28 protein-coding genes are annotated in these 25,307 nt (G+C 51.5%); 6 read left to right on the top strand and 22 right to left on the bottom strand.

Annotation, left to right across the window (positions count from 1 at the left end; genetic code table 11):
* The first annotated feature begins 1 nt into the window (after position 1).
* From pyrF to xseA, 6 genes are all read left to right on the top strand, one after another.
* Positions 2-733, top strand: a complete 732-nt coding sequence (pyrF, locus tag DBZ16_RS11730) for an orotidine-5'-phosphate decarboxylase (RefSeq protein WP_070496850.1) — start codon at positions 2-4, stop codon at positions 731-733.
* A 96-nt stretch (positions 734-829) separates the two neighbouring features.
* Positions 830-1,222, top strand: a complete 393-nt coding sequence (locus DBZ16_RS11725; RefSeq protein WP_070496853.1) for a DUF2185 domain-containing protein — start codon at positions 830-832, stop codon at positions 1,220-1,222.
* A gap of 105 nt (positions 1,223-1,327) precedes the next feature.
* The gene (hldA, locus tag DBZ16_RS11720) at positions 1,328-2,290 is read left to right on the top strand and encodes an ADP-heptose synthase (RefSeq protein ID WP_101809647.1); all 963 of its coding nucleotides are present in this window, start codon (positions 1,328-1,330) and stop codon (positions 2,288-2,290) included.
* A 79-nt stretch (positions 2,291-2,369) separates the two neighbouring features.
* Positions 2,370-2,873 carry a hypothetical protein gene (locus DBZ16_RS11715; RefSeq protein ID WP_107814124.1) on the top strand — a complete coding sequence of 168 codons (504 nt, stop codon included), beginning with the start codon at positions 2,370-2,372 and terminating at the stop codon, positions 2,871-2,873.
* A 60-nt stretch (positions 2,874-2,933) separates the two neighbouring features.
* Positions 2,934-3,938, top strand: a complete 1,005-nt coding sequence (rfaD, locus tag DBZ16_RS11710) for an ADP-glyceromanno-heptose 6-epimerase (protein ID WP_107814123.1) — start codon at positions 2,934-2,936, stop codon at positions 3,936-3,938.
* Positions 3,939-4,061: 123 nt separating this feature from the next.
* A complete protein-coding gene (gene xseA / locus DBZ16_RS11705) occupies positions 4,062-5,411 on the top strand; it encodes an exodeoxyribonuclease VII large subunit (RefSeq protein WP_107814122.1) in 1,350 nt (449 codons plus the stop codon).
* A 337-nt stretch (positions 5,412-5,748) separates the two neighbouring features.
* Here xseA and DBZ16_RS11695 read toward each other — a convergent pair whose 3' ends face one another.
* From DBZ16_RS11695 to DBZ16_RS11580, 22 genes are all read right to left on the bottom strand, one after another.
* A complete protein-coding gene (locus DBZ16_RS11695; RefSeq protein ID WP_049229883.1) occupies positions 5,749-6,228 on the bottom strand; it encodes a copper chaperone PCu(A)C in 480 nt (159 codons plus the stop codon).
* A 195-nt stretch (positions 6,229-6,423) separates the two neighbouring features.
* Positions 6,424-6,816, bottom strand: a complete 393-nt coding sequence (locus tag DBZ16_RS11690; protein ID WP_107814121.1) for a diacylglycerol kinase — start codon at positions 6,814-6,816, stop codon at positions 6,424-6,426.
* Positions 6,817-6,921: 105 nt separating this feature from the next.
* Positions 6,922-7,878 carry a glutathione synthase gene (gshB, locus tag DBZ16_RS11685; RefSeq protein WP_107814120.1) on the bottom strand — a complete coding sequence of 319 codons (957 nt, stop codon included), beginning with the start codon at positions 7,876-7,878 and terminating at the stop codon, positions 6,922-6,924.
* A gap of 155 nt (positions 7,879-8,033) precedes the next feature.
* Positions 8,034-9,695, bottom strand: a complete 1,662-nt coding sequence (gene recN, locus DBZ16_RS11680) for a DNA repair protein RecN (RefSeq protein WP_107814119.1) — start codon at positions 9,693-9,695, stop codon at positions 8,034-8,036.
* A gap of 204 nt (positions 9,696-9,899) precedes the next feature.
* Positions 9,900-10,502 carry an SMC-Scp complex subunit ScpB gene (gene scpB / locus DBZ16_RS11675; RefSeq protein WP_107814118.1) on the bottom strand — a complete coding sequence of 201 codons (603 nt, stop codon included), beginning with the start codon at positions 10,500-10,502 and terminating at the stop codon, positions 9,900-9,902.
* A 328-nt stretch (positions 10,503-10,830) separates the two neighbouring features.
* Positions 10,831-11,772 (bottom strand): ribosome biogenesis GTPase YlqF, encoded by a 942-nt coding sequence (gene ylqF, locus DBZ16_RS11665; RefSeq protein WP_016687478.1) that lies wholly within the window; start codon positions 11,770-11,772, stop codon positions 10,831-10,833.
* A 156-nt stretch (positions 11,773-11,928) separates the two neighbouring features.
* Complete coding sequence (locus tag DBZ16_RS11660) at positions 11,929-12,159, bottom strand: protocatechuate 3,4-dioxygenase (RefSeq protein WP_107814117.1); 231 nt, start codon at positions 12,157-12,159, stop codon at positions 11,929-11,931.
* Positions 12,160-12,202: 43 nt separating this feature from the next.
* Positions 12,203-13,057 (bottom strand): RNase adapter RapZ, encoded by an 855-nt coding sequence (gene rapZ / locus DBZ16_RS11655; RefSeq protein ID WP_070612983.1) that lies wholly within the window; start codon positions 13,055-13,057, stop codon positions 12,203-12,205.
* The gene (gene hprK / locus DBZ16_RS11650; RefSeq protein WP_003756089.1) at positions 13,038-14,000 is read right to left on the bottom strand and encodes an HPr(Ser) kinase/phosphatase; all 963 of its coding nucleotides are present in this window, start codon (positions 13,998-14,000) and stop codon (positions 13,038-13,040) included. The genes rapZ and hprK overlap by 20 nt, the downstream gene beginning before the upstream one ends.
* A 3-nt stretch (positions 14,001-14,003) precedes the next feature.
* On the bottom strand, positions 14,004-14,453 hold the full coding sequence (ptsN, locus tag DBZ16_RS11645) for a PTS IIA-like nitrogen regulatory protein PtsN (RefSeq protein WP_003743926.1): 450 nt from the start codon (positions 14,451-14,453) through the stop codon (positions 14,004-14,006).
* A gap of 387 nt (positions 14,454-14,840) precedes the next feature.
* Positions 14,841-15,758: a 4-hydroxybenzoate octaprenyltransferase gene (gene ubiA / locus DBZ16_RS11635; protein ID WP_107814116.1), complete on the bottom strand. Its 918-nt coding sequence runs from the start codon at positions 15,756-15,758 to the stop codon at positions 14,841-14,843.
* A gap of 157 nt (positions 15,759-15,915) precedes the next feature.
* Positions 15,916-16,458, bottom strand: a complete 543-nt coding sequence (locus tag DBZ16_RS11630; RefSeq protein WP_107814115.1) for a chorismate--pyruvate lyase family protein — start codon at positions 16,456-16,458, stop codon at positions 15,916-15,918.
* Positions 16,459-16,522: 64 nt separating this feature from the next.
* Positions 16,523-17,035 (bottom strand): DUF4189 domain-containing protein, encoded by a 513-nt coding sequence (locus DBZ16_RS11625; protein WP_107814114.1) that lies wholly within the window; start codon positions 17,033-17,035, stop codon positions 16,523-16,525.
* A gap of 182 nt (positions 17,036-17,217) precedes the next feature.
* Complete coding sequence (locus tag DBZ16_RS11620; protein WP_107814113.1) at positions 17,218-17,733, bottom strand: DUF4189 domain-containing protein; 516 nt, start codon at positions 17,731-17,733, stop codon at positions 17,218-17,220.
* A 154-nt stretch (positions 17,734-17,887) separates the two neighbouring features.
* Positions 17,888-18,415, bottom strand: coding sequence for a DUF4189 domain-containing protein (locus DBZ16_RS11615; protein ID WP_240600367.1), 528 nt, complete (start codon positions 18,413-18,415; stop codon positions 17,888-17,890).
* 193 nt (positions 18,416-18,608) lie between these two features.
* Positions 18,609-19,277 (bottom strand): dethiobiotin synthase, encoded by a 669-nt coding sequence (gene bioD / locus DBZ16_RS11610; protein ID WP_107814112.1) that lies wholly within the window; start codon positions 19,275-19,277, stop codon positions 18,609-18,611.
* On the bottom strand, positions 19,274-20,569 hold the full coding sequence (gene bioA / locus DBZ16_RS11605; RefSeq protein ID WP_107814111.1) for an adenosylmethionine--8-amino-7-oxononanoate transaminase: 1,296 nt from the start codon (positions 20,567-20,569) through the stop codon (positions 19,274-19,276). The genes bioD and bioA overlap by 4 nt, the downstream gene beginning before the upstream one ends.
* Positions 20,570-20,890: 321 nt before the next feature.
* The gene (locus DBZ16_RS11600) at positions 20,891-21,358 is read right to left on the bottom strand and encodes a DUF4279 domain-containing protein (protein WP_107814110.1); all 468 of its coding nucleotides are present in this window, start codon (positions 21,356-21,358) and stop codon (positions 20,891-20,893) included.
* 32 nt (positions 21,359-21,390) lie between these two features.
* Positions 21,391-22,593, bottom strand: coding sequence for a tryptophan synthase subunit beta (trpB, locus tag DBZ16_RS11595; RefSeq protein ID WP_107814109.1), 1,203 nt, complete (start codon positions 22,591-22,593; stop codon positions 21,391-21,393).
* A 75-nt stretch (positions 22,594-22,668) separates the two neighbouring features.
* A complete protein-coding gene (locus DBZ16_RS11590) occupies positions 22,669-23,274 on the bottom strand; it encodes a DNA glycosylase (protein ID WP_009311214.1) in 606 nt (201 codons plus the stop codon).
* A 69-nt stretch (positions 23,275-23,343) separates the two neighbouring features.
* Positions 23,344-24,240 carry a hypothetical protein gene (locus DBZ16_RS11585; protein WP_107814108.1) on the bottom strand — a complete coding sequence of 299 codons (897 nt, stop codon included), beginning with the start codon at positions 24,238-24,240 and terminating at the stop codon, positions 23,344-23,346.
* A 130-nt stretch (positions 24,241-24,370) separates the two neighbouring features.
* Positions 24,371-25,273, bottom strand: a complete 903-nt coding sequence (locus DBZ16_RS11580; RefSeq protein ID WP_107814107.1) for a DMT family transporter — start codon at positions 25,271-25,273, stop codon at positions 24,371-24,373.
* Positions 25,274-25,307 lie beyond the last annotated feature (34 nt).

The raw sequence follows: 25,307 nt of genomic DNA, 5'->3' as shown, positions 1-25,307 counted from the left end.
CATGAATCCTTTAATCACCGACTTCCAAACTCCGCAACAACGCACCCCCGTCATCGTTGCCCTTGATTTTGCCAACGAAAAAGACACGCTCGGATTTGTCCGCAACCTTGATCCGACGTTGTGCCAAATCAAAATCGGCAAAGAGTTGTTTACCGCGACGGGACGCAGTTTGGCGGAAAGCCTGATTCATCAGGGTTTCAAACTCTTTCTCGATTTGAAATACCACGACATTCCCCACACCGTCGCGCAGGCGTGCAAAGTCGCCGCCGACATGGGTGTGTGGATGGTCGATATGCACGCATCGGGCGGCCGCCGCATGATGGAGGCCGCCGCCGAAGCCGTTGCCGGATACGGCACGAAACCGCTCCTAATCGGCGTAACCGTATTGACCAGCATGGAACAAAGCGATTTAGCAGAAATCGGTTTGAACATTGCCCCTGAAGAGCAAGTCATCCGCTTGGCGAAACTGGCGCAAAGTTCGGGCTTGGACGGCGTGGTCTGCTCCGCCCAAGAAGCCGCGCCGCTGCGCCGCGAATTGGGGCAGGATTTTGTCTTGGTAACGCCCGGCATCCGTTTGGACGTTGCCGGCAACAACGACGACCAACGCCGCATCATGACGCCTGCTGAAGCATTGGCGGCAGGTTCGACTTATCTGGTGATGGGCCGACCTGTTACCCAAGCGGCCGATTCGGTAGCCGTATTGCGCGAAGTGAACCGCGTGGCAAACGCTTGAACATCAACAATTTTGATACCGTTCAAAGGAAACTACCTTACTTTGATACGATAGATAAATAACCAAAAAATTTCAGCTTAGAAAGGAAATTATTCGATGTCTCAATGTGGTTCAGATGCGAGCAATATTTTTGATCATGATGCATTTCCAGAAGATGATTTACTTGTAAAGGATACCCCTGTTGGATGGTATGCGATTGTGTCACATAAAATTGTTGAAGAGGGGCTTCCTATTAGATTTATGTATCGGGAACATCAAGGGGATTTACCATTTGATAGCGGATGGCGAGTACTTTCCGGAACAGAAGATGATGAATACATGAATAACTCTGAAAACTTCTCCTTTCAAAGCTTGACGCGACTTACTCATTATCAAGCAGATGTTGGGGAGCTGTTTTGGGCGGATATAGGTAGCGTTTTTGAAAAAAAAGAGGGAGAGGATTATTTTTCTCCTGTTACCGATTGGTCTCCTTTCGATTTTGAAGAATAATAAAAAGTCAGATTTTATTTTTAATCAGTAAATCTGCAGGTGAGTGCGCTGAGAATACATTGAAGTTTTCACACACAAAAAATAACTAATTTTGGAGTGCAGAAAATGCCCACCAAGTTCCAACAAGAAACCCTCAAATCCCGTTTCGCACAAGCCAAAGTCCTGGTTGTCGGCGACGTGATGCTCGACCGCTATTGGTTTGGCGACGTGTCCCGTATTTCGCCCGAAGCCCCCGTTCCGGTGGCGAAAATCGGACGAATCGACCAACGCGCGGGCGGAGCGGCGAATGTTGCGCGCAACATCGCTTCGTTGGGCGGCAAAGCAGGGCTGTTGTCGGTAACCGGCGACGACGAAGCCGCCAACGCGCTCGACGCGCTGATGGCGCAAGATGGCGTTGCCTCCTATCTGATGCGCGACAAACAAATCGCCACCACCGTCAAACTGCGTGTCGTCGCCCGCAACCAGCAGCTTATCCGCCTTGATTTTGAAGAACATCCCAACCGCGAAGTGTTGGAGCAAATCAAGCAGAAATACCGTGAAATATTGCCCGAATACGATGCAATCATTTTTTCGGACTACGGCAAAGGCGGCCTGTCGCATATCTCCGATATGATAGATTGGGCAAAACACGCAGGTAAAACCGTATTAATCGACCCCAAAGGCGACGATTACGAAAAATACGCCGGCGCCACGCTGATTACGCCCAACCGCGCCGAATTGAAAGAAGTGGTCGGCAGTTGGAAAAACGAAAGCGAGCTGACCGAAAAAGCGCAAAACCTGCGCCGCCACCTCGACCTGACCGCCGTTTTATTGACCCGAAGCGAAGAGGGCATGACCCTGTTCAGCGAAGGCGAACCCATTTACCAGCCCACCCGCGCCCAAGAAGTTTACGACGTATCCGGCGCAGGCGACACCGTCATTGCCGGAGTGGGTTTGGGGCTGGCGGCAGGCTACACCATGCCCGAAGCCATGCACCTTGCCAATACCGCCGCCGGCGTCGTCGTCGCCAAACTCGGCACAGCGGTTTGCTCGTTTGCAGAGTTGAACAAAGCATTAGAAGAGCAGTAATTTCTTTTCAGACGACCTTATGTCAATATTAAAAAAATATAGAGCATTTAAAAAATAAAATTAATTTAGGATGGTTTTAATGAAGATTAATAGGGAACTTCAAGAAAAAATACTTAAACATATAACTGAAAAATTTCCAGAACGCCCAGAGGAGGAGTTTTATTCTAGTTTATTACGACAGTATGGTGAGAAAGAAGTTGTTGGAACAATATTATATTTAAAAATGCATGAAATGCTTTTATGCAATGAATCTGCTTATTTGGATTATTTAGAGAGTGAAATACCAAATATAGTCTGGTCGCTGATAACACCAACGGAAAAAGCTTTTGATTTTCTAGAGGATGATGGTGGATTGTCAGCTATTTTGGGTGTCGTTACTGTTAAGTTACATCAGGATACAATTTATAAGATATTTGAACAAAAAATAGGAGAATCAGATATCAAGAAGGAGGATAAGAACTTTTTCCTTAGAGAATTAAGCAAGATGAAAGATGTAGCTTTAAGTAAATTGATTGAGAAGGGGATAGATTCCATTCCAGCTTCCACTCTGATCGCCCTATTGAAGACAGTTGTGGGAAATTAAATTATTCTTCAAAAGATTTGAATTTTTTAATTACTCTACAAAAAACAAAGGAAACCCAATATGACCATCATCGTAACAGGCGCGGCCGGCTTTATCGGCAGCAACATCGTCAAAGCTCTCAACCAACGAGGCATCACCGACATCGTCGCCGTCGACAACCTGACCCGTGGCGAAAAATTCAAAAACCTTGCTGAGTGCGAAATCGCCCACTACCTCGACAAACACGAATTCATCCGCCAAGTGCGCGGCCATCTTCTGCCTTACGAAGACATTGAAGCCGTCTTCCACCAAGGCGCGTGTTCCGACACCATGAACCACGACGGCCTCTACATGATGGACAACAACTACCAGTACACGCTCGACCTCTTGGACTGGTGTCAGGACGAACGCATCCCCTTCCTCTACGCCTCCAGCGCCGCCGTGTACGGCAAAGGCGAAATCTTCCGCGAAGAGCGCGAACTTGAAAAACCGCTCAACGTGTACGGCTACTCCAAATTCCTGTTTGACCAAGTATTGCGCCGCCGCATGAAAGAAGGCCTGACCGCCCAAGTCGTCGGCTTCCGCTACTTCAACGTTTACGGACAACACGAACAACACAAAGGCCGCATGGCATCCGTCGCCTTCCACCATTTCAACCAATACCGCGAACACGGTTACGTCAACCTGTTCGGTGCCAACGACGGCTACGGCAACGGCGAACAGACCCGCGACTTCGTCAGCGTCGAAGACGTCGCCAAAGTCAACCTCTACTTCTACGACCACCCCAACCTCTCCGGCATCTACAACCTTGGCACCGGCCGCAGCCAACAGTTCAACGAACTCGCCGCCGCCACCGTCAACGCCTGCCGTGCCGCCGAAGGCAAACCTGAATTGAGCTTAAAAGAACTTATAGAAGAAGAACTTATTCGCTACATCCCCTTCCCCGACGCGCTCAAAGGCAAATACCAAAGCTTCACCCAAGCCGACATCACCAAACTGCGCGAAGCCGGATATAAGGAAGAATTTTTGGATGTCAAAGCAGGCGTCGAGCGCTACGTCAAATGGATGCTGGAAAATCTGGCTTAATTTGGATGCCCATAAAAGAGGTCGTCTGAAAACTCGGATTTGAGGTTTTCAGACGACCTTTCCCATACAAACCTCGTCTGAAACCCCTTATAATCCAACCTTTCCCCATTTATCCCCGCCCCAATGTCCGAACTCTTCGCGCCCTCCTCCATTTCCGTCTCCGAACTCAACGCCCTCGCCAAAGCCTTGCTGGAAGACCATCTTGCCGGTTTGTGGATTGCGGGCGAAGTGTCCAATCTGACCCGTGCCGCCAGCGGGCATTATTATTTCTCGCTCAAAGACAGCCGCGCGCAGGTGCGTTGCGCCATGTTCAAGGGTGCGGCGGCGCGTTTGGCGAAACCTTTGAAAGAAGGCGACCATATCGAAGTGGCGGGCAAAATCAGTATTTACGAGGCGCGGGGCGAATTTCAGATTACGGTGAACGAGGTGCGGCTCAAGGGTTTGGGGCAGCTTTACGAAGCCTACGAGCGTCTGAAGGCACAGTTGCAGGCGGAAGGCGCGTTTGCGGCGGAACGCAAGAAACTTTTGCCCGCCCGAGCGCAATGTATCGGCATCGTAACCAGTCTGGCTGCGGCGGCATTGCGCGACGTCGTGACCACCTTGAAACGCCGTGCACCCGAAATTCCCGTCATCATTTATCCGACCGCCGTTCAAGGCGCAGGCAGCGAGTTTCAGATTGCCCAGGCGATTAAAACCGCATCGCAACGCGCCGAATGCGATGTGTTGATTGTCTGTCGCGGCGGCGGCAGCATTGAAGACTTGTGGACGTTTAACGAAGAACCGGTCGTGCGCGCCATCGAAGCCTGCGCGATTCCCGTCGTCAGCGGTGTGGGACACGAAACCGATTTCACGCTTGCCGATTTCGTCGCCGACGTACGCGCGCCCACACCGACCGGCGCGGCGGAACTGGTCAGCCCCAACCGCCAAGAATCGTTACACCGCCTCACCCAAGCCAAAGGTCGTCTGAAAACCGTTTTGGAACAACGCTATTTCGATGCCAGCCAAAAGCTCGACTGGCTCGCGCGGCAAATCCGCCACCCGCGCCAAAAACTCGACGAACAGCGTACCTACATCCACAAACTGGCGCAAACCCTATCCTACTCGATGACGCAAAACGTCCGCGCCCACACCGCCCGTTTCGAACGCCAAACCCAAGCCCTGCAACATTTCCGCCCCGATATTTCCGTTTACCGGCAAGACATCGACCGCTTTCAGACGACCTTGTCGCACACCTTCCGCCAACTGCTCGCCCAGCGCCGCCAAAGCCTGACCGCCCAAACCGCCCTGCTCGAAGCCGTCTCGCCGCAGCAGATTCTGGAGCGCGGCTTCTCCGTCGTCAAAAACACACGCGGACAAGTCATCCGCAACGCCGACGCGCTGAAACAAGGGCAGAAACTGCACATCACTTTTGCCGACGGCGAAACCGACGTGCGCGTGACCAAAGAGCAGGCGCAGCGGGAATTGTTTGATTAATCGTCGGCTTGACTGAAAAAAGTCGTCTGAAAACAAGCGCGGCAAGTTTTCAGACGACCTTTTGACTTTAATGGCAAGCGTTTTCCTTCTGTTGCCTAATATAGTGGATTAACTTTAAACCAGTACGGCGTTGCTTCGCCTTAGCTCAAAGAGAACGATTCTCTAAGGTGCTGAAGCACCAAGTGAATCGGTTCCGTACTATCTGTACTGTCTGCGGCTTCGTCGCCTTGTCCTGATTTAAATTTAATCCACTATATTGCATCAACTCGAAACTGAGCCAAACAAAAAGGTCGTCTGAAAATGTTCAGACGACCTTTTGAGTTCAAACTATGAACGATTAGTGTTGATGCGCGCCACCGTGACCATGGCCGTGACCGTGATCCATGCCGGATTGCGGTGCGGTTTTCACTTCCAGTTGTACGGTTTGAGGTTTGGCGTTTTTGAATTTCAGGGTAACAGGTACTTTTTCGCCTTCTTTCAGCGGTTTTTTCAGACCCATGAACATAACGTGGTAGCTGCCTGGTTTCAGCTCGGTTACGCCTTTTGCTTCCAGCGGGATGCCGCCTTTAACTTCGCGCATGCGCATTACGCCGTTGTCGTTGACATGGGTATGCACTTCAACGCGGTCAGCTACCGGGCTGCTGCCGCCGACCAAGAAGTCTTGTTTGGCTTCATCGTTGTGGATCTTCATGAACGCGCCGCCCATTTTCATGCCTTCGACAGTAGAACGCGCCCAACCGTCTTCAACGTGAACACCGGCTGCGGAAGCGGTGGATACCAAACCTGCTGCGATCAGGGTTGCCAATAATTTTTTCATGTATTGCTCCTTTATGATGAAATGGGTGGGTTTGTTGCGGCGAAAATCCTTCCGCGCGACTTTGCATGTTGATAATACTGCTTTTTATCTTACAGGCAAAGGTCGTCTGAATGCTTTGACTCAGATTAAACAAAATGATTCAAATTAATTCATGAGAATTAATACTTAGTAAGTATAAATCATCTTAAAGTAAATTCAAACATACCCGCGCCACAATGCAATCGCCCACACGATACCCAACATCGTCAAAGCGAGCAATTGCGCGGCGGAGCCGGCATCTTTGGCGCGTTTTGCCAACTCGTGTTTTTCTGTGGACGTGTGATCGACGGCAGCTTCGACGGCGGTGTTGAACAATTCGGTAATCAGTGAAACAAACGACGCAATAATCAGCAGCATTTTGGTCGTGGAGTCAAAATTGAGGATGAAGGTCAAGACAATCAAAATCAGGTTCAACCACAATACTTGGCGGAACGCGCTTTCATAGCGGTAGGCGGCGGCAAGCCCGTCTTTGGAATAGCCGAATGCGTTGACGATGCGTTTGATGCCGCTTTTGCCTTTTTTATCGGCAGCGTAAGAAGATGGTTTCATAAGTAATGTTTGTATCAATATTTATATTTGTAAAAAGGGGTCGTCTGAAAACGAGCAAAGCGGGTTTTACTAAAACGGATTCGGGTTTCAGACGACCTTTCGGGATTATTGTTTAGACCAAGCTTCGACAGCGTCGGCAAACATCGCGGCGACGTCGAAGTTTTTTTGTTTCATGATTTCTTGGAAACCGGTTGGGCTGGTCACGTTGACTTCGGTCAGATTGCTGCCGATGACGTCCAAACCTGCCAGCAAGATGCCGCGGCGTTTGAGTTCGGGGGCGAGGGTTTCGGCGATTTCTCGGTCGCGTTCGCTCAATTCCTGCGCCACGCCGCGCCCGCCTGCTGCAAGGTTGCCGCGTGTTTCGCCGTTTTGCGGAATACGCGCCAAAGCGTAGGGGACGACTTCGCCGCCGATAATCAGGATGCGTTTGTCGCCGTGGACGATTTCGGGGATGTAGCGTTGCGCCATGATGGTGCGGGAATCAAGCTGCATCAGGGTTTCGAGGATGCTGCCAATATTGGGGTCTTTTTCGGTCAAGCGGAAAATGCCCATGCCGCCCATGCCGTCGAGCGGTTTGATGATGATGTCACCGTGTTCTTTCAAAAATGCGCGGACATCGGCGGAACGGGTCGTAACCAGCGTAGGCGCGGTGAACTGGCTGAAATTCAAAATCGCCAGTTTTTCATTGAAATCGCGCATCGCCTGTCCGCTGTTAAAGACTTTCGCACCCTGCTGCTCCGCCAGCGTCAGAAATTGGGTGGCGTAGAGATACTGCATATCGAATGGTGGGTCGGTGCGCATGATGACGGCATCGAAGTCCTTCAAGGTCGTCTGAACTTTGTCTGCCACTTTAAACCATTCATGGTCATCATCGTTTTTCGCACCGAGAAACTCAAACGGCGCAGTCTGAGCTGTCACCAATCCCTGCTGCACGGACAATTCGCCGCTCAAGGTATGGAAAAGCTGCCAGCCGCGTTTTGCCATCTCACGCATCATCGCGTAGGTGGTGTCTTTATAGGTTTTGAAACTTGCCATCGGATCGGCAATAAACAGGACTTTCATGGGAACTTCCTTATAAACAAACGACGTAATCATACCTTGTATTGAGGTCGTCTGAAAGGGCGCGGGCAGTTTGGCAAAGAGGTCGTCTGAAAAACAGTTTGTGAATTGGATTAGACACAAACTCCCTTTTCAGACGACCTCTCTCTATTTTGCGTTTAAGCGGCGGCAAGACTGATTAATTCTGCCGCGTGGCTGCGGGTCGTATCGGTAATGATTTCTCCACCAAGCATACGGGCGATTTCTTCGATGCGCTGCTGGTGATCCAACACGCTGATTTCGCTAACGGTTTGTTCGCCTTCGCTGTGTTTGCGTACCTGCCAATGGTTTTCACCGCAGGAAGCGACTTGCGGCAGGTGGGTCACGGCGAGCACCTGATGTTTTTTACCCAAAGCACGCAGGGCTTTGCCGACCATTTCCGCCACGCCGCCGCCGATACCGGTATCGACTTCGTCAAAAATCAGCGTGGGAACTTGCGTGTATTGGCTGGTGACCACCTGCAAGGCAAGGCTGATGCGGGCAAGTTCGCCGCCGGACGCGACTTTGTTCAGCGGACGGGACGGATTGCCTTTGTTGGCGGCAACTTGGAACTGTACCTGCTCCAAGCCGTGCGCCGTCGGGGAGGACGGCAGCAGGACGATGTCGAAACGCGCGCCTTTCATGGCGAGATGCTGCATATGTCCGGTCGTTTCCTCGCCCAATCTGCCCGCCGCCTGATGGCGCATGGCGGAAAGAACGTGGGCTGCCTCCTGATATTCGGCAAGGTTGCGGGCAACGGTTTGCGTCAACGCTTCCAAATCGGCAGCGGCTTGCAGGCTTTGCAGGCGCTCGTCGATTTCAGCCAGCTTTTGCGGCAGGGCTTCAGGCTCAATGCGGTATTTCCGCGCCATCCCCATCAGCTCGCCCATGCGCTGCTCCTGCGCCGCCAACTCGTTGGGATCGATGTCGCTTCGGCCTGCGACGTCGCGCATATTGGCACTGATTTCGCCCAATTCGGCTTCAATGCTCGCCAGCATATTCAGGCTTTCGGCAAAGCGCGGCTCGATGTTTTGCAGATTGGTCAATAATTTTTGGCATTGATAAATTTGACGTTGGATGCCGTTGTCGCCATCGATGTAGTCGCCGACTTCTTCGGCAGCCTGCAACAGCTCGGCAGAATGGGCAAGGCTGTCGTGGCTTTGGCTGAGGGCTTCCCATTCGCCTTGTTTGACGTCCAACTGGTTCAATTCGTTGAACTGCCATTCTAAACGCTCACGCTCGATAATGATGGTCTCAGCGTGTTCTTGCGCCTCTTGGAGGGCTTTTTTCGCATTGACCCAGTTTTGATAAAGCTGTCCGACGGTTTCCGCCTGCGCTTTGCTGCCTGCAAATGCGTCCAGCAATTCGCGCTGGGCGGATTCTTGATTGAGGGAATGGTGGGCGTTTTGCCCGTGAATGTCGATAAGCTGCCCGCCGACGGCTTTGAGCTGCGCCAGCGTGGCTGCCTGATTGTTGATAAAGCTGCGGCTTTTCCCTTTGGCATCGATGATGCGGCGGATGCTGAGTTCTTCCGCGTCTTCGTCTAGAAAACCCTGCTCCTGCAATTGGGCTTTGAGATCGGGCAAAAGGCTGATGTCAAACAATGCCGACAACTGCGCTTCCTTTGCGCCGCTGCGGACTTGGCTGTAATCAGCCTTATCGCCCAACAAAAGCCCGATTGCATCCAACGTAATCGATTTGCCCGCGCCTGTCTCGCCGGTCAAGACGGTAAAACCGCTTTGGAAATCCAGATTGAGGTTTTCAACAATGACAAAATCGCGCAGGGAAAGTGCCAACAGCATGGTAGTATTCCTTAGTAAATCGACCGCACATCGGCGGCTAACTTTAGATATGCTGATTATAACTAAGATTTTTTATAGTTTGAATAAGGTTTTTCTTATTTTATATCTAACAAGCTGAATACAATGATATTATTTTTTGAAAAAAGGTCGTCTGAAAACCCGTTTCAAATTTTCAGACGACCTTTTCACATCTCCAGCCTTGTTTTAATTAATCAGCCGCTCCGGTGCTTCTTCCTGATCCTCTTCCTCGCCCGTCGGTGGCATTTCGACCAAATCAGGCAAGACCAATTCGCCCAATTCCGTCAGCGGCGGCAAATCTTCCAAACTGTCCAGGCGCAAATCGCTCAAAAACGTCGGCGTCGTCGCCCACAACGCAGGCCGACCGACAGAATCTCGATGCCCGATCACTTCAATCCAGCCCCTGTCCTGCAAGGTCTGCATCACGTTCTGCGACACCGCCACGCCGCGTATGCCCTCAATGTCGCCGCGCGTCACCGGCTGCTGATAGGCGATAATCGCCAGCGTTTCCATCACAGCGCGGGAATAGCGCGGCGCACGCTGTTCCTGAAGGCTGCCCAGCCGCTCGAATGCCGCCTGCGCAATCTGAAACCGCCAGCCTTCGTGCGTATGCACCAGTTGCAACGCCCTACCTTGCCAGCGCGTTTTTAACTGCGCCAACACGTCAATCAATTTGTCCTGCGACAGCGGCGGCACACACAATTCGCGCATGGATTTTTCGTTTAAGGGTTCGGTTTGGGTCAAAAGCGCGGCTTCAATCAGCGCGTCGGGAGGGAGTTTTTCGTTCATAGCGTTAAGATTTAATTGTTTTGATGTTTTCAGACGACCTTAGATAAGGATTCTTTTCAGTTTTATATGTTGGTTTTATAGTGGATTAACTTTAAATCAGGACAAGGCGACGAAGCCGCAGACAGTACAGATAGTACGGAACCGATTCACTTGGTGCTTCAGCACCTTAGAGAATCGTTCTCTTTGAGCTAAGGCGAGGCAGCGCCGTACTGGTTTAAAGTTAATCCACTATAAATTTTACAAACAGGTCGTCTGAACAATCTGTCTAAGGTTTCAGACGACCTTTTTGAGGGCAGTGAAACATCTTTTGGCATTTCACTATACCGCCCTACTCGTCCGCAGGCTTCTGCCCTTTGCGTTCTGCCTTTCTGGCTTCGCGTATGGCTTTGAGTTCGGCTTCTTTTTGGCGGGCTTTTTTGAGCCATGTTTCCCATTGGTTCGGCGTTTCGAGGGTGATTCTGCCGATTTTGCCTTCGCGGAAGTCGGTGAGGATGTTTTCGGCGGCTTTTTGGTAGTTGACCCGTCCGCCGCTCAAGACTGCGCCGCGTTTTTTGGCTATCCACTCGAGCCATGAGTTGTCATCCCAGTGGCTGCTGGGGTCTTTGTCGGCTTGGTAGCGTTCTTGCAGCATGGGGAGGTAGTGGCGGCGGAGGTAGTCTAGAAGCTCGAGGGCGACTTCTTCTTCGTCTAACGCATTGCGTCCGACTGCGCCGCCGGCGGCGAGGTTGTAGCCGCCTTCTTCGACGATGATTTTCGGCCACAGCATTCCGGGGGTGTCGTAGAGCCAGAAATCGTCGGCGAGGAAAAGGCGTTGTTCGGCTTTGGTGATGCCGGGTTCGTTGCCGGTTTTGGCGGATTTTTTGCCTATCATGCCGTTGATGAGGGTGGACTTGCCGACGTTGGGGATGCCGCAGATGAGGACGCGCAGGGGTTTGTCTATGCCTTGGCGGTGGGGAATCATGGCGCGGCAGGCTTGGGTGATTTTGCCGTGTGCGCCGGTTTCCGAGGAATCGAGGGCGATGGCGCGGGTGTCGGGGCGGCTGTTGTAGTGTTCGAGCCAGATTTTGGTGCGCTCGGGGTCGGCAAGGTCTTGTTTGTTGAGGATTTTGAGTTTGGGTTTGCCTTTGGAAAGCTGGGCAAGCAGGGGATTTTCGCTGGAGGCAGGCATACGCGCGTCCAGCATTTCAATCACCATATCGACGCTTTTGGTGCGTTCGGCGATGGCTTTTTTTGCTTTGTTCATGTGGCCGGGAAACCATTGGATTGCCATGTTTTGTTCTTTCTGTCTGATTTGCGGTGGGGTCGTCTGAAAAGTGGTTCGGCGGTGTTTTCAGACGACCTTGAGGTTTGTCCGTTTTCTGTGCAAAGGTCGTCTGAAAGCCTTCGCGGTTTTTCAGACGACCTTTTGGTTTGGGGCGCTCAAGGTTTAGAGGTTGCCGTGTTCGTAGCGGTAGTAGCCGGCTTCGTCCATACATTGCTCAAGGGATTTGGATTCGCGTCCGTGTTTGGCGTCGTGTTGCGCTTGTGATTTGCAGATGTTGATTTGACGGGAAACTTCGGCTTCGCTTGCGCCGGTGCGGTGCCAACGGTAGGCGGGGATTTCTGCGGCGCAGGCGGCAAGTGTGCAGGCGAGTGCGAGGGTGATGATGTGTTTCATGGTTTTCTCCTTTTATATCGAAAAGGTCGTCTGAAAAGGGGAATCAGCGTCCGGACAGGTTGTGTGCCTGTCTGTGGCGGACCAGCAATTCGTAATGCCCTTGCAGGCGTTGGGCGAGTTTTTCGACAACATAGACGGAACGGTGCTGCCCGCCGGTACAGCCGATGGCGATGGTCACGTAGCTGCGGCTTTCTTTTTGCAGGCGCGGGAGCCAGTGGTTCATAAAGTGGTCGATGTCGTCGACCATTTCCTGCACCAAGGGCTGCTGGTCGAGATACGCTTGAATGGGAGCGTCCATGCCGGTGTAGGGGCGCAGCTCGGGATCGTAATAGGGATTGGGCAGGCTGCGCATATCGAACATAAAATCAGCGTTATTCGGTACGCCGTATTTGAAGCCGAAAGACTCAAGAATCACCAAAAGCCCTCTGCGCTCGATGTTGAGCCATTGTTGAACGGCATAACGCAGTTGCTGCGCGTTCATTTTGGATGTGTCGATACAGTAGGCGATGTCTTTGAGCGGAAACAGCCATTCGCGCTCTTTTTGCAGGCTTTCCAACAGTGTAAGGCTCAATCCGGACAACGGATGGCCGCGCCGCGTTTCGGAAAAACGGCGCACCAGCACGCTTTCCTCTGCCTCAACAAACAATACTTCGACCTGATGGCCTTCATCGCGCAGGTATTGGATTTGCTCTTGCGCTTCCTGAATGTTGATGCCGGAACGGACATCGACGCTCACGCCGAGTTTGGTTTCATCGGCACGTTCGATGTGGTGCAGCACCAGCGAAGGCAGCATTTCCAGCGGCAGGTTGTCCACGCAGAAATAGCCGAGGTCTTCGAGCTGCTTGAGGGCAACGGACTTACCCGAGCCGGACAATCCGCTAATCAGGACGATTTTCATGGTTTTGTTCGTTTTCTTTGAGTTGTGTTTGATGGCGTTCGAGGAATTCTTTGGTGCTGTCTTTGCCGCGCAACTGGAGGATGTAGTTGCGCACCGCCGCTTCAACCAATACCGCAAGGTTGCGGCCCACGGCGACAGGCAGGGTGACGGAACGGACGTTGACGTTGAGGATGGACTCGGTTTCCGTGCGTATGCTCAAGCGGTCGAGCTGCTTCATGTAATCGTCATCGGCAGCGACTAGGTTAATAATCAGCTGGAGAATTTTTTTCGGACGGATAGAAGTTTCGCCAAAAATGTGGCGGATATTGAGTATGCCCAACCCGCGCACTTCAAGAAAATCACGCAGCATCGGCGGGCAGCGGCCTTCGAGCGTTTCGGGTCCGGTGCGGAAAAGCTCGACCGCATCATCGGCAATCAGGCTGTGTCCGCGCGAAATCAATTCCAACGCCAGCTCGCTTTTACCCAAGCCGGAATGACCGGTAATCAACACACCGACTTCAAATACATCGAGGAATACGCCGTGTTTGACGATGGAAGTCGCCAACGTGCGTTGCAGATAAATCCGCAACACGTCCATCAAATACGGGCTTTCGAGCTTGGAAGTCAGCAGCGGGATGTCGTTTTTATGGCAGTAGTCGCGCAATTTGGGTGAAACCGCCAGACCGTTGGCAACGATGACCAGCGACATGGGAATATCGAAGAGTTCGCCGAAGTCGTAATTCAATTCGCCCGATTCGAGGCGTTTGAGATATTCGGCTTCGGCAACACCGACGACTTGGATTTGATTGGGATGGATAAAATTCAAATGGCCGACCAACGCCAAAACGGGTTTGTCGGCCTCTACTCCGATGCGGTTGTCCGCACCCGAATTGCCTGCCGCCCAAGCAAGTTGGAGCTTGTGCTGATTATCGGAAAACAGGCGGCGGACGGATATACTGGGCATTCTTTACTCTTCTGCCAGAAGTTTACGCACCTCCTCGGCAGAGGTCGCGGACATCAAGGCTTCACGGACGGCTTTTTGCGAGAACCTGCCCGCCAGTTTGGACAAGACTTCCAAATGCTCGCCGGTCGCATTTTCCGGCACCAACAAAGTGAAAATCAGGGATACGGGTTTGCCATCGGGCGCATCGAAAGCGACCGGTTCTTTCGTGCGGATAAACGCGCCGGTCGCTTTTTTCACGCAGGCATGACGGCCGTGCGGAATGGCGACGCCCTGCCCCAAACCGGTCGAACCCAGCTTTTCGCGGGCAAACAGGCAGTCGAAGACATCGCCGTGAGGTAATTCTGCTTCATGTTCAAGCAGCAGGCCCGCTTCTTCAAACAAGCGTTTTTTGCTGCCGACTTCCAAGTCCAAAACGATATGGGACAAAGGCAAAATTTCGCCGATAAGGCTCATAGAAATCTCTTTTGATGTGGCAAAATGAAATGGAATTGTACCGACTGTCTGTACAAACCTCAATCCTGAACACGCAATTTACACTCAGATTGCTAACAAGAAACGCTGCTTCTTTGATATTTCTTAACCCATACACAAGGTCGTCTGAAAACGGCGACAAATGGCTTGCAGTAGGTTCGGATACCGGGTAAAACCCAGCGCCATCATCAATCCGCCCTTCCCCAAAAACACAAAACGTCGTCTGAAAACCTTTTCAGACGACGTGTTATCCATTCTATAGTGGATTAAATTTAAATCAGGACAAGGCGACGAAGCCGCAGACAGTACAGATAGTACGGCAAGGCGAGGCAACGCCGTACTGGTTTAAAGTTAATCCACTATATTGCCTTACAACCGCGTAGCAGCCACAGTCCACAAATAATGCCCCGCCAAACCCAAAAACCACAGCAGACCGATATGATTGTTATCCAAAAACACTTTAAAACAAGTCTGGCGGTCGCGGGTTTTGATGGCATGGTATTGACCGATTTGCAGCCACACCACCGCAGGCAGCATGATCCAATACGGCCATGTCGCGCCGATTTTCACGCCCAACACCGCCATCAGCGCGGTAAACCAAAAATGGCAGAGCATGGAAGCGGAAATATCGTGATCGCCGAATGTGATTGCCGAAGTTTTAATCCCGATTTTCAGATCGTCTTCCTTGTCAGCCATCGCATAAATCGTGTCGTAGGCAAGCGTCCACAAAGCATTGGCGGTAAACATCAGCCACGCCGTAGAAGGCACGCCGCTGCGGACGGCGGCAAACGCCATCGGAATCCCGAAAGAAAATGCCAGTCCCAAATAAAACTGCGGCAGCGGGAAAAACCGTTTGGTAAAGGGGTAAGTCATCGCCAGAAACAGCGCGGGAACACTCATCACCCAAGTCAACAGGTTCAGCGGCGTCATGCAGAGGGCGGCAAGCAGGCAGAGGATGACGGTCAGCAGAATCGCTTCCGTTTTAGAAACCAACCCGCGGGCAAAGGGGCGGTTTTTCGTGCGCTCGACCGAACCGTCAAAATTGCGGTCGGCAAAGTCGTTAATCACGCAGCCTGCGCTGCGCATAAAGAACGTACCGGCGGTAAACGCCCAAAAAATATCCGCTTCCGGAATGCCTTCCGAAGCGACCCATAACGCCCAATAGGTCGGCCAAAGCAGCAGCAACGTGCCGATAGGCTTGTCGATGCGCATCAATTTACCGTATATGACCATCCGTCCGACGGCATAGCGCGGGAAAAAATGTAGGAGAACACGTCTTATCTTCATGCGAATGTGAAAAATATGTTATTGGTATAATAAATCAATTTGTAATTATTGCTTAGCGTATTATGTTCATTATAAATCAATTTTTAGATTTTACTATTTTATTTAGACCCTTATCCCCAACTTTTACAGAAAGATACAAAAACGGCATATCCGCGCCCTACACAAACTGCGCCAACCCCGCCAAAAAATATTCCGTCAGTTCCAACACCTCGCCATCCCAATCGAAATAAGACCTGCGGGCGGCGACAGGTCGTCTGAAATCATCCTGACCGCCTGCGTTTTCCATCAGACAAAACTCGAACGCCGAACGCTTCAAGGGTAGCGTGCCGTCAAACAGCCGCTCGCCCAAAGGCTGCGTGCCGCAATCCAACACGCCACGCCAGGCTTGCGATTGCAGGCTGCACGCGCTGCGCGCCTGTACGACGGGCACGCCGTCCAGATGCAGTAAAACATCGCGGACGAATTGCGGTGTGGCGGTTTCGGTATGGTTTTCGCCAAACGAATTGCCCTGCACATCCAGTTCGCCCATATACAGCACTTTTACCGTAAAACTGCCACCCAAGGCGCGTAAAGCGGCGGTCAGCGATTGCGCTTGGCACAAGGCAGCGGCGCGTTCGCCCCAGCCCTGCGGCAGATCGAGGGGAAGTTTGCCTTGCCAATTCAAAGGGGGATTCATGGGATTTAGATTAATGGGTTTCATGGCACAATAAATAACTTTCAGACGACCTCTAATCTTAAAAAGGTCGTCTGAAAAATTAAATCATTTAATAACGAAGATAATCAGGATGACGGGAACATGCGGAATAGCGTATTTCACAAGAATCAGAATATTTACTACATGCTTTCAATGCTTCCTGTTCAGCTCTTTCCAAGCGCCTATTACTCCTGATTGCATAACCTTCCACTTTACCCATTGCAATGGCACTACAAGAATTTTGATTTTTGGTTCCTAACCTGCATCCTTTTCCATCTGAAGCTATAGGGTTCTTATTTCCCCCTGCTTTAATACACCCTGCCAATGCTTCTTCTTCAGCAGATTCATAACTTTTCGTATTATTATCTGAGTAGCCAAAAGCCCTATTTGCGGGATTGTAATAAATAGCACCCCAATGGTTAGGAATATTAATCACCCGACGCTGGGAGGATCCACCATTCCCTCCCCAACCACAAGCACTACCATCAACAGTTTGACAATAACCGTCTGTCGGGTTGCCTCCCAACGGATTGGCAGAAGCAAAACCACTTAATATCATAAATATGAAAAGATTTTTTTTCATTATGAATCCTTTACTTTATTACAGTACCACTATCATCTTTTTGGCTTATATCTCGCCATTTCACAAGCCGCCCTGCATGATCGTAATCTGAGCAATACCCAGTCACGATGGAATATTGCTTGGTTACCGTATCAAATTTTTCAGACGACCTCAAATCTTAAAGAGGTCGTCTGAAAATTAAATCAATAACGGAGATAATCAGGATGACGGGAACAGCCTGAATAACGGATTGTACATTCATTAGAATGCTTACTGCATTCTAATAAAGCACCTTTTTCCGCTTTACGAACATCCATATCGGTTGAAGTTCCATATCCTCCATTGCCAACGACTCCACCTATCGCTATCGCACCACATGTATTACGGTATTGTGTTATCAATTGGCATCCTTTCCCACTCTTTCCTATAGGGTTCTCCCCACCACCTGCTTTAATACAATTTGCTAGTGCTTCTTTATTTGCTGAACGATAGCCTTCTGTATTGTTCTCAGCATAACCTATAGCCACATTAGCAGGGTTCAGATATATCGCTCCCCAACGATCAGGTATATTAATAACGCGGTTGCTTTGTCCGATGGCACGGTTATTTCCAGCACACCCTGGTAAATTAGGATGATAAACACACGGATTATTCATTTCGTTAGCATAAGATAAAGAATTAGATAAAAACAATGCAACCATTAAAAATATTTTTTTCATTTCATGTCCTTAGCGTGACCATCATTAATCCAAACCACTCTATATGATCGTAATCTGAGCAATACCCAGTCGCGATGGGATATTGCTTAGTTACCGTATAAAAATTTTCAGACGACCTAGAATCTTAAAAAGACCGTCTGAAAAATCAAATCAATCAATAACGGTAATCGGGATGACGAGAGCAGCCAGAATAAAAGATTTTACAATCATTGGAATATTGGCTACACCCGTCAAGAGCTTTCCGTTCTGCTTTCTCCAAATAATCATCACTTTTTGCACTATAGCTTTTACTGCCACCAGCAATCGCACTGCAAGCATTGCGAACTTCCGTCATCTTACGACAACCTTTACCATCTCTATGCAATGGATTTTGACCGCCTCCTGCGTTAATGCAGTTTGCCAATGCCTCTTTATTGGCGGAACGATAACCTTCGGTATTGTTTTCAGAATATCCCACCGCATCATTGGCAGGATTGTAGTAAATAGCGCCCCAACGGTTCGGTACTTTATAAACCCTCTGTGTCGCAACAGAACCATTTGCCCCGCACCCTGCCAAATCAGGACGTTGAATACAAGGATTCATCACCGGATCATTGATGGCATTCAGCCCTTCGGCAGAGATAAATCCACTTAATGCCATAGAAAATACTAAAAATATTCTTTTTACCATTTCATCCTCCATTTCTTACTACCAAAGACATTGTGTTACTCCCTTTATCCTTAATCCCAAGGCACATTAACAACGAACCCAAAAAACTTCAGTCCCTTGGAAATACTGCTTGGACGAATCATACAGCAAGCACAAGCTGAACCCCAGTTCCGTCAGTATCGCCAGCGACAGCGCAATTTCGTTCAGCAGCAATGCTCCGCCACTCTTAATCGTTTTCAGACGACCTTTCGTCCGTCTCCACCTTATCCAACTCCATCCACTCCGCATCGGGGAACTCTGTTTTCAGACGACCCTTCAGATACGCCAAGCTGTCTTGGGCGATGTGTTCGTCGCGGCTGTCGTGGATGTGGTTGAAAATCAGGCTGTGCAGGCTGATGCCGTATTGCTTGAGTGCGGCGAAGCTGAGCAGGGTGTGGTTGATGCTGCCGAGCCGTCCGCTGGTGACGAGAATGACGGGATAAGCCTGTTGCTGAATATAATCAATGGTTAACAGGTTTTCCGTCAGCGGAACCATCAATCCGCCCGCGCCTTCGACCAATACGATTTCGTATTGCGCCGCCAGTTGCTCCGTGGCAGCGCGGATTTTGTTCAAGTCCAAAACCCTGCCGTCCAGACGTGCGGCGAGGTGGGGCGAGGCGGGATAGCTGAAGATTTCTGGCATGGTCAGCCGCTGTTTGTCGGCTTCTTGCATGGGTATGCCCATGATTTTGCGGTGGACGGCGATGTCGTCGGCAATGTTTTGGCAACCGGTTTGCACGGGCTTTTGCGTGATCACGCTTTTGCCCTGCTGCAACAATTGTTTTGCCAACACGCCGGTGGCGACGGTTTTGCCGATGTCCGTGTCTATGCCGCTGACGAAGTAAACGCCTTTCATTTGCTGTGTTCCTTCAAGATTTGTACGGTTTTGTCGGCAAGTTCGGTCAAGAGGTCGTCTGAAATGATGTAAGGCGGCATGAGGTACACCAGCCTGCCGAATGGGCGCACCCAAATTCCCTGCGCCACGCAATCCGCTTGAAAACGCGCCATATCCACGCCTTTTTCCAACTCGATCACCCCGATGGCACCCAAAACGCGCACGTCTTTCACGCCGCGAATGTCCCATGCGGTTTTCAGACGACCTTTCAGGATACTTTCGATGCGGCGGATATTCGCCTGCCAATCTTGGGACAAAAGCAGCTTGACCGAAGCGCAGGCAACGGCACACGCCAGCGGGTTCGCCATAAATGTCGGGCCGTGCATAAACACGCCCGCCTCGCCGCGCGAAATCGTTTCGGTGACTTTTTGCGAAGTGATTGCCGCCGCCAGCGTCATATAGCCGCCGCTCAAGCCCTTGCCGATACACATAATATCCGGCACGACCTCCGCGTGTTCGCAGGCAAACATCTTGCCCGTGCGCCCGAATCCGGTGGCGATTTCGTCAAAAATCAACACGATATCAAATTCGTCGCACAAATCGCGCAATCCGCGAAGATACTGCGGATGATAAAAATACATACCGCCCGCGCCTTGCACAACCGGCTCTAAAATAAAGGCGGCGATATCCGCATGATGCGCTTCAAACAAGGCGCGGACAGACTGCAAATCCGCCCCGTCCCATTCATCATCGAAACGGCTTTTCAGATTATCGACAAAATAACGCTGCGGCAGAGCGCTGCCGAAAATATGGTGCATCCCCGTTTCCGGGTCGCAGACGGACATCGCGTTCCAAGTATCGCCGTGATACCCGCGCCGCACCGTCGCGATATTCTGCTTCGCCGTCATACCCCGCGCCTGCTGGTATTGCACCGCCATTTTCAACGCGACTTCCACCGAAACCGAACCCGAGTCCGCATAAAAAATACGGTCCAGCCCCTGCGGCAAAATCCCGACCAACAACTTGCCCAGCTCCACCGCCGGCTCGTGCGTCAAACCGCCGAACATCATATGCGACATTTGTTTAATCTGCGCCTCAACTGCCTGATTCAAAACGGGATGATTGTAGCCGTGTATCGCACACCACCAAGACGACATCCCGTCAATCAACCGCGTACCGTCCGCCAATTCAATATGCACGCCCTCCGCACGGCGCACCGGATAAACAGGCAACGGGTCGGTCATGGACGTATAGGGATGGAGCAGATGGGCGCGGTCGAAATCGAGCAGGGAGGAAGTGTGTTCGGGCAACATATTTTCTGAGAAGGGTTTATATCAAATTCCGCTATTTTAACCCACTCTGATTAGATGAAAACCTGAAAAGTCTTTATTGAATAAGGAAAAGGTCGTCTGAAAACCGGTTTTCGGTGATGTGGCTCATATCCGGCATAGTATGCAGAAAAATATCAGGTAGCCTAAAAATAACGCCGTTTGAAAGGCGGACTTTCAAACGGCTTGTTTTGAGAATTTCAAGTGAGATAGCTAATCACGGCGTGAACACGAATACGCCCTATATCCTGTCGATATCCCAAAACCAAAGACATTAAAAGACAAATTCAGTTCAATGAAGGCAGATTAATGCAGCGTACCGTTTTGTCCTTCATCAGAGTCGCAGAAATTGCAGTAATGATAGACGTCGACGTCTATTTCCGTACCCGTCAGATAACAAAATTCTATGATTTCCCGACTAAATCCTATATAGGGATTTTGTTCTGCATCCACAACATATTCAGGGACAACTTCCAACCAAAATTTTGCTTGGTATTGCCGACGGAATCGGGCAAGTGCATCAATGTTCCCGTGTAATTGGCGGACAATCCGCAGGCACTGCCCTTCTACGTCATTGACCGGCTGATCTTGGCGGCAGCCATTCCATGCGCTCCAATCAGCCGGCTGTGGGCGTGGCATTCCATTAGCTAAATGCGTCTCTCCACATCGGGTAACAGAAAACGGCCGGATACCGAGCAATTGCGTCAATTCATCGGCGCAATTGTGGTCGGATACCATGCGGAAATAGCTGTAACAATTGGGGAGAATCATCATATTTTTGTTTTCAGACGACCTTCACATCATCCCTACAACTCAATCCCTTTCAGCTTCGCCACGGTGTTGATGTCTTTATCGCCGCGGCCGGACAGGTTGACCAAAATCACTTGGTCTTTGCCCATTTTCGGCGCGTTGGCGACTGCCCATGCGAGGGCGTGGCTGGATTCGAGCGCGGGGATGATGCCTTCGAAGCGGCACAATAAATCAAAGGCTTCGAGTGCTTCGTCGTCTTTGGCGACGGTGTATTCGACGCGTTTGATGTCGTTCAGGTGGCTGTGTTCCGGGCCGATGCCGGGGTAATCCAAGCCTGCGGAAACGGAGTGCGTTCCCAAAACTTGGCCGTTTTCGTCCTGCATCAGGTAGCTGCGGAAGCCGTGCAATACGCCGATGGGGGCTTTGCTGGTAATCGGTGCGGCGTGGTCGGGGGTGTCCACGCCCAAACCGCCGGCTTCCACGCCGACGAGGCGCACGTTTTCTTCGCCGATATACGGGTGGAACAGGCCGATGGCGTTCGAGCCGCCGCCGACGCAGGCAACGGCGACGTCGGGTTGTCTGCCGATGGCTTCCTGCATCTGCGCTTTGGCTTCGTTGCCGATGACGCATTGGAAATCGCGCACCATTTCGGGATACGGCGCGGGGCCGGCGGCGGTGCCGATGATGTAGAACGTGTCGTCCACGCGGGCGACCCATTCGCGCATGGCTTCGTTCATTGCGTCTTTCAGCGTGCGGCTGCCGCTGTCGACGCTGACCACGTTTGCGCCCAATAATTTCATGCGGAACACGTTGGGCATTTGACGCTGGATGTCGTCCGCGCCCATATACACGTCGCAAGTCATGCCGAAGCGGGCGGCGACGGTGGCGGAGGCCACGCCGTGCTGACCCGCGCCGGTTTCGGCGATGACGCGTTTTTTACCCATACGACGGGCAAGCAGCGCCTGACCGATGGTGTTGTTTACCTTGTGCGCGCCGGTGTGGTTCAAGTCTTCGCGCTTCAACCAGATTTGCGCGCCGCCCAAATGCTCGGACAATCGCGCGGCATGGTAAACGGGGCTGGGCCGGCCGACGTAGTGTTTCAAATCGCGGTGGAACTCTTCCCAAAACGACGGGTCGTTTTTCGCTGCTTTATAGGCATCCGCCAGCTCTTGCAAGGCGGGAATCAGGGTTTCGGCAACATAAAGTCCGCCGTGTTCGCCGAAAAAGCCCTTCTCGTCGGGCGCGTGGTAGTTTTTCATCGGATTTCTTCCTTGTCTGTTTTTTCAGACGACCTCGGTTTAAGAAGGTCGTCTGAAAGGGAAAATTGTCGGCAATTATAACTGTTTTTCACACAAACCCGCCATTTCGAAAAACGCCCGATACGCCGCCGCCTTTTTCGCCAAACTCAAAGGATAAGCGCGCGAAGTGGACGGCAGGCGGGTCAGGGTCAAATCCCGTCCGGCAAACGGAAACGGCACGGTTTCGCCCGTTTTCGGCATTTTGATGCCGCCGCCCTGAATATCGAGCAGGATTTCCGTCGCCTTACCGCCGGTGGTGCAGATATGGCGGCAGTCGGGCATCTGCGCCAACACCGCCGCCAAATCGACAGTTTCGACCACTTGCAAAAACTTGTCGGACGCATTGCCGTGTTCCCGCACCGCCTTCAACACAGTCGGACAGGACGCAATCCCCCGTTCGCGCAAAAACGCCTTGATTTTCTCCGCATCAAACGCTTTTTCAGACGGCATCTGGAAATGCGCCGCATCATTAAAAAACACCAGCCCGTAGACGCGCCACATATCGTTTTGAAAATTCGGATAATGAAACTGCATCGCGCGTTTGTCTTCCTTGGGCGGAAACGTCCCCATCATCATTACCGTCGCCTGCGGCGGCAATAATGCGGGGAAAGGGTGGGTTTCGATTTCAAGCGGGGCGGACATCATGATTTCCTTGATAAAAAATATTGAACACAAAGCAGCCGGTTGCCGCCTTTTCAGACGACCTGCCGATTAATACTGATAGACAAGTTTTCTCCCCCAACAAGTTTCCGGCTGTTTCACATTATGCTCTTCCACCAACTCATTTTCCGCTTTTGGGCGGGCCGACACCGTCCAGATATCCGGCCGGTCACGATTCCAAGTCAGCAAGGAAACATTGTCAAATACGCAACCCAAAATATCGGTTTGTTTGGGTTCAATCTCTATTTCCACAATATTCTTTTTACCGTCCAGCGTGATCAAGCCTGTAAAAGGCATATTTTCAGGAGCCAACCATGCCAGCCAAACTTTGCCGGATTCAATGTATCTCACTTCATGCAAACCGAGCTTCACATTTTCGCCCAATTGCGGCACCGGCAGCGCGAAAGACTCATCCAACTGGCACCCCGTCAGCCGGTAATCGTCAGGCGAAGGCGTTCGCTTATCCTTCGTACCGACATACTTCCACCCAAAATCTTCAGCGTCCACACGGCACAACCAACCTTCCGACCAAACCGGTTTCCGATCGGCTACTTCCGTCGGCTTCAGAAAGACGCCTTCGCCCATATTTTGGTCATAAAACTTCCGTTCCACCGCCTTAATCATCACGCCTTTCCATTCGACGGGCTTGGGGAATACGGCATACTCGTAAGATTCAATATCCTTTTTCCACCGAAAATGCAACTTTGTTCCGGCGGGCAATGGAAAACCATCTACCACCGTATCCTCACGAAGCACATACCCCTCCGGCTTTTGCTGCCCCATCCACACGCTCCACGCCTGAACGCCCAAACAGCACAGCAAAAACACATTGAACCTGACAGCCATTGCTTTAAACAACGGTCTTTCAGCCTTCAACGTCATATCGACAAGCATCAAGCACAGTATGGCGACCACTGTCAGCCAAATAAAGTTATAAAGCGGCAGCATTTATGCTTTCTTTGTTCGTTATATTGAAATTTAACCCACTATAAATCCACGTCACTTCTGTTTACCTATTATAAATAAAAGGTCGTCTGAAACCCAATTTCAATAAAGTAAAAATACCCGAACAAAAATTTCAGACGACCTTCTGCCCGTACCGCATCAGCGTCATGCCGCCGACTGCCGCCGCGCAACCCGCAACCAACGAAATATGCAAAGGTTCGCCCAAAACCCACGCCGAGCTGAGCATGCCGAAAATCGGTACGAGCGTAATATACGCCGCCGCGCTGCCTGCACCCAAAGTCTTCACGCCTTCGAAATACCACGCGTAGGCCAATACCGTCGCGCCGATGACCAACCACGCCAATGCCGTCCAACCGCGTACATCCATCGCCGCCATTGCCTCAAAAGGCAATCCGTCCGTCCACAACGCCACCACCGACAACATCAGCGCGCCGATGAACGAAGTTGCCGCCGTTACCGTCAACGCGTCTATCCCGCGCAAGACCGCACGTCCGATTAAGGTATAAGCCGCCCAACAGACCACGCAGCCGAAAATCAGCCACTCCCCCGCCTTGATGCCGCCCGACAACACCGTCAACGGCTGCCCTTGCGTGACCGCCGTTATCGCGCCACAGACCGCCAGCAGCATACCTGCCAAAATCTTCGCGTTTAAACGTTCGCCAAAAAGCCAAGCCGCCAGCAGCAGCGTCAACACGGGATTCACCGCCACGACCACCGCCGCCTTGCCCGCCGGCATCACCTGCAAACCCAGCATGAAAAACACCGCATAGCCGCATACCCCGACGGAAGCAGCTACCGCCAAGCCCAGCCATTGCCGCGCCGACAAAGCCGCTAAGGTTGCAAACCTGCTGCGCGCAAACAACCAGCCCAACAACAAAACAGAAGCCAGTACAAACCGAACCGCCCCGCCCGTCAGCGGCGGCAGCGACTGACCCAGCATCCGCCCCATCGGCCAAGACGCACCCCACAATACTGCCATCCCCAGCAGTTTCAAATGTACAGAATAACGTTCCATCTCATTCCTTTATCAACAAAGGTCGTCTGAAAAC

The organism is Neisseria sicca (assembly GCF_003044565.1).
In the GTDB taxonomy this organism is placed as follows: domain Bacteria; phylum Pseudomonadota; class Gammaproteobacteria; order Burkholderiales; family Neisseriaceae; genus Neisseria; species Neisseria sicca_A.
This window is presented reverse-complemented; position numbering and strand designations above follow the sequence as displayed.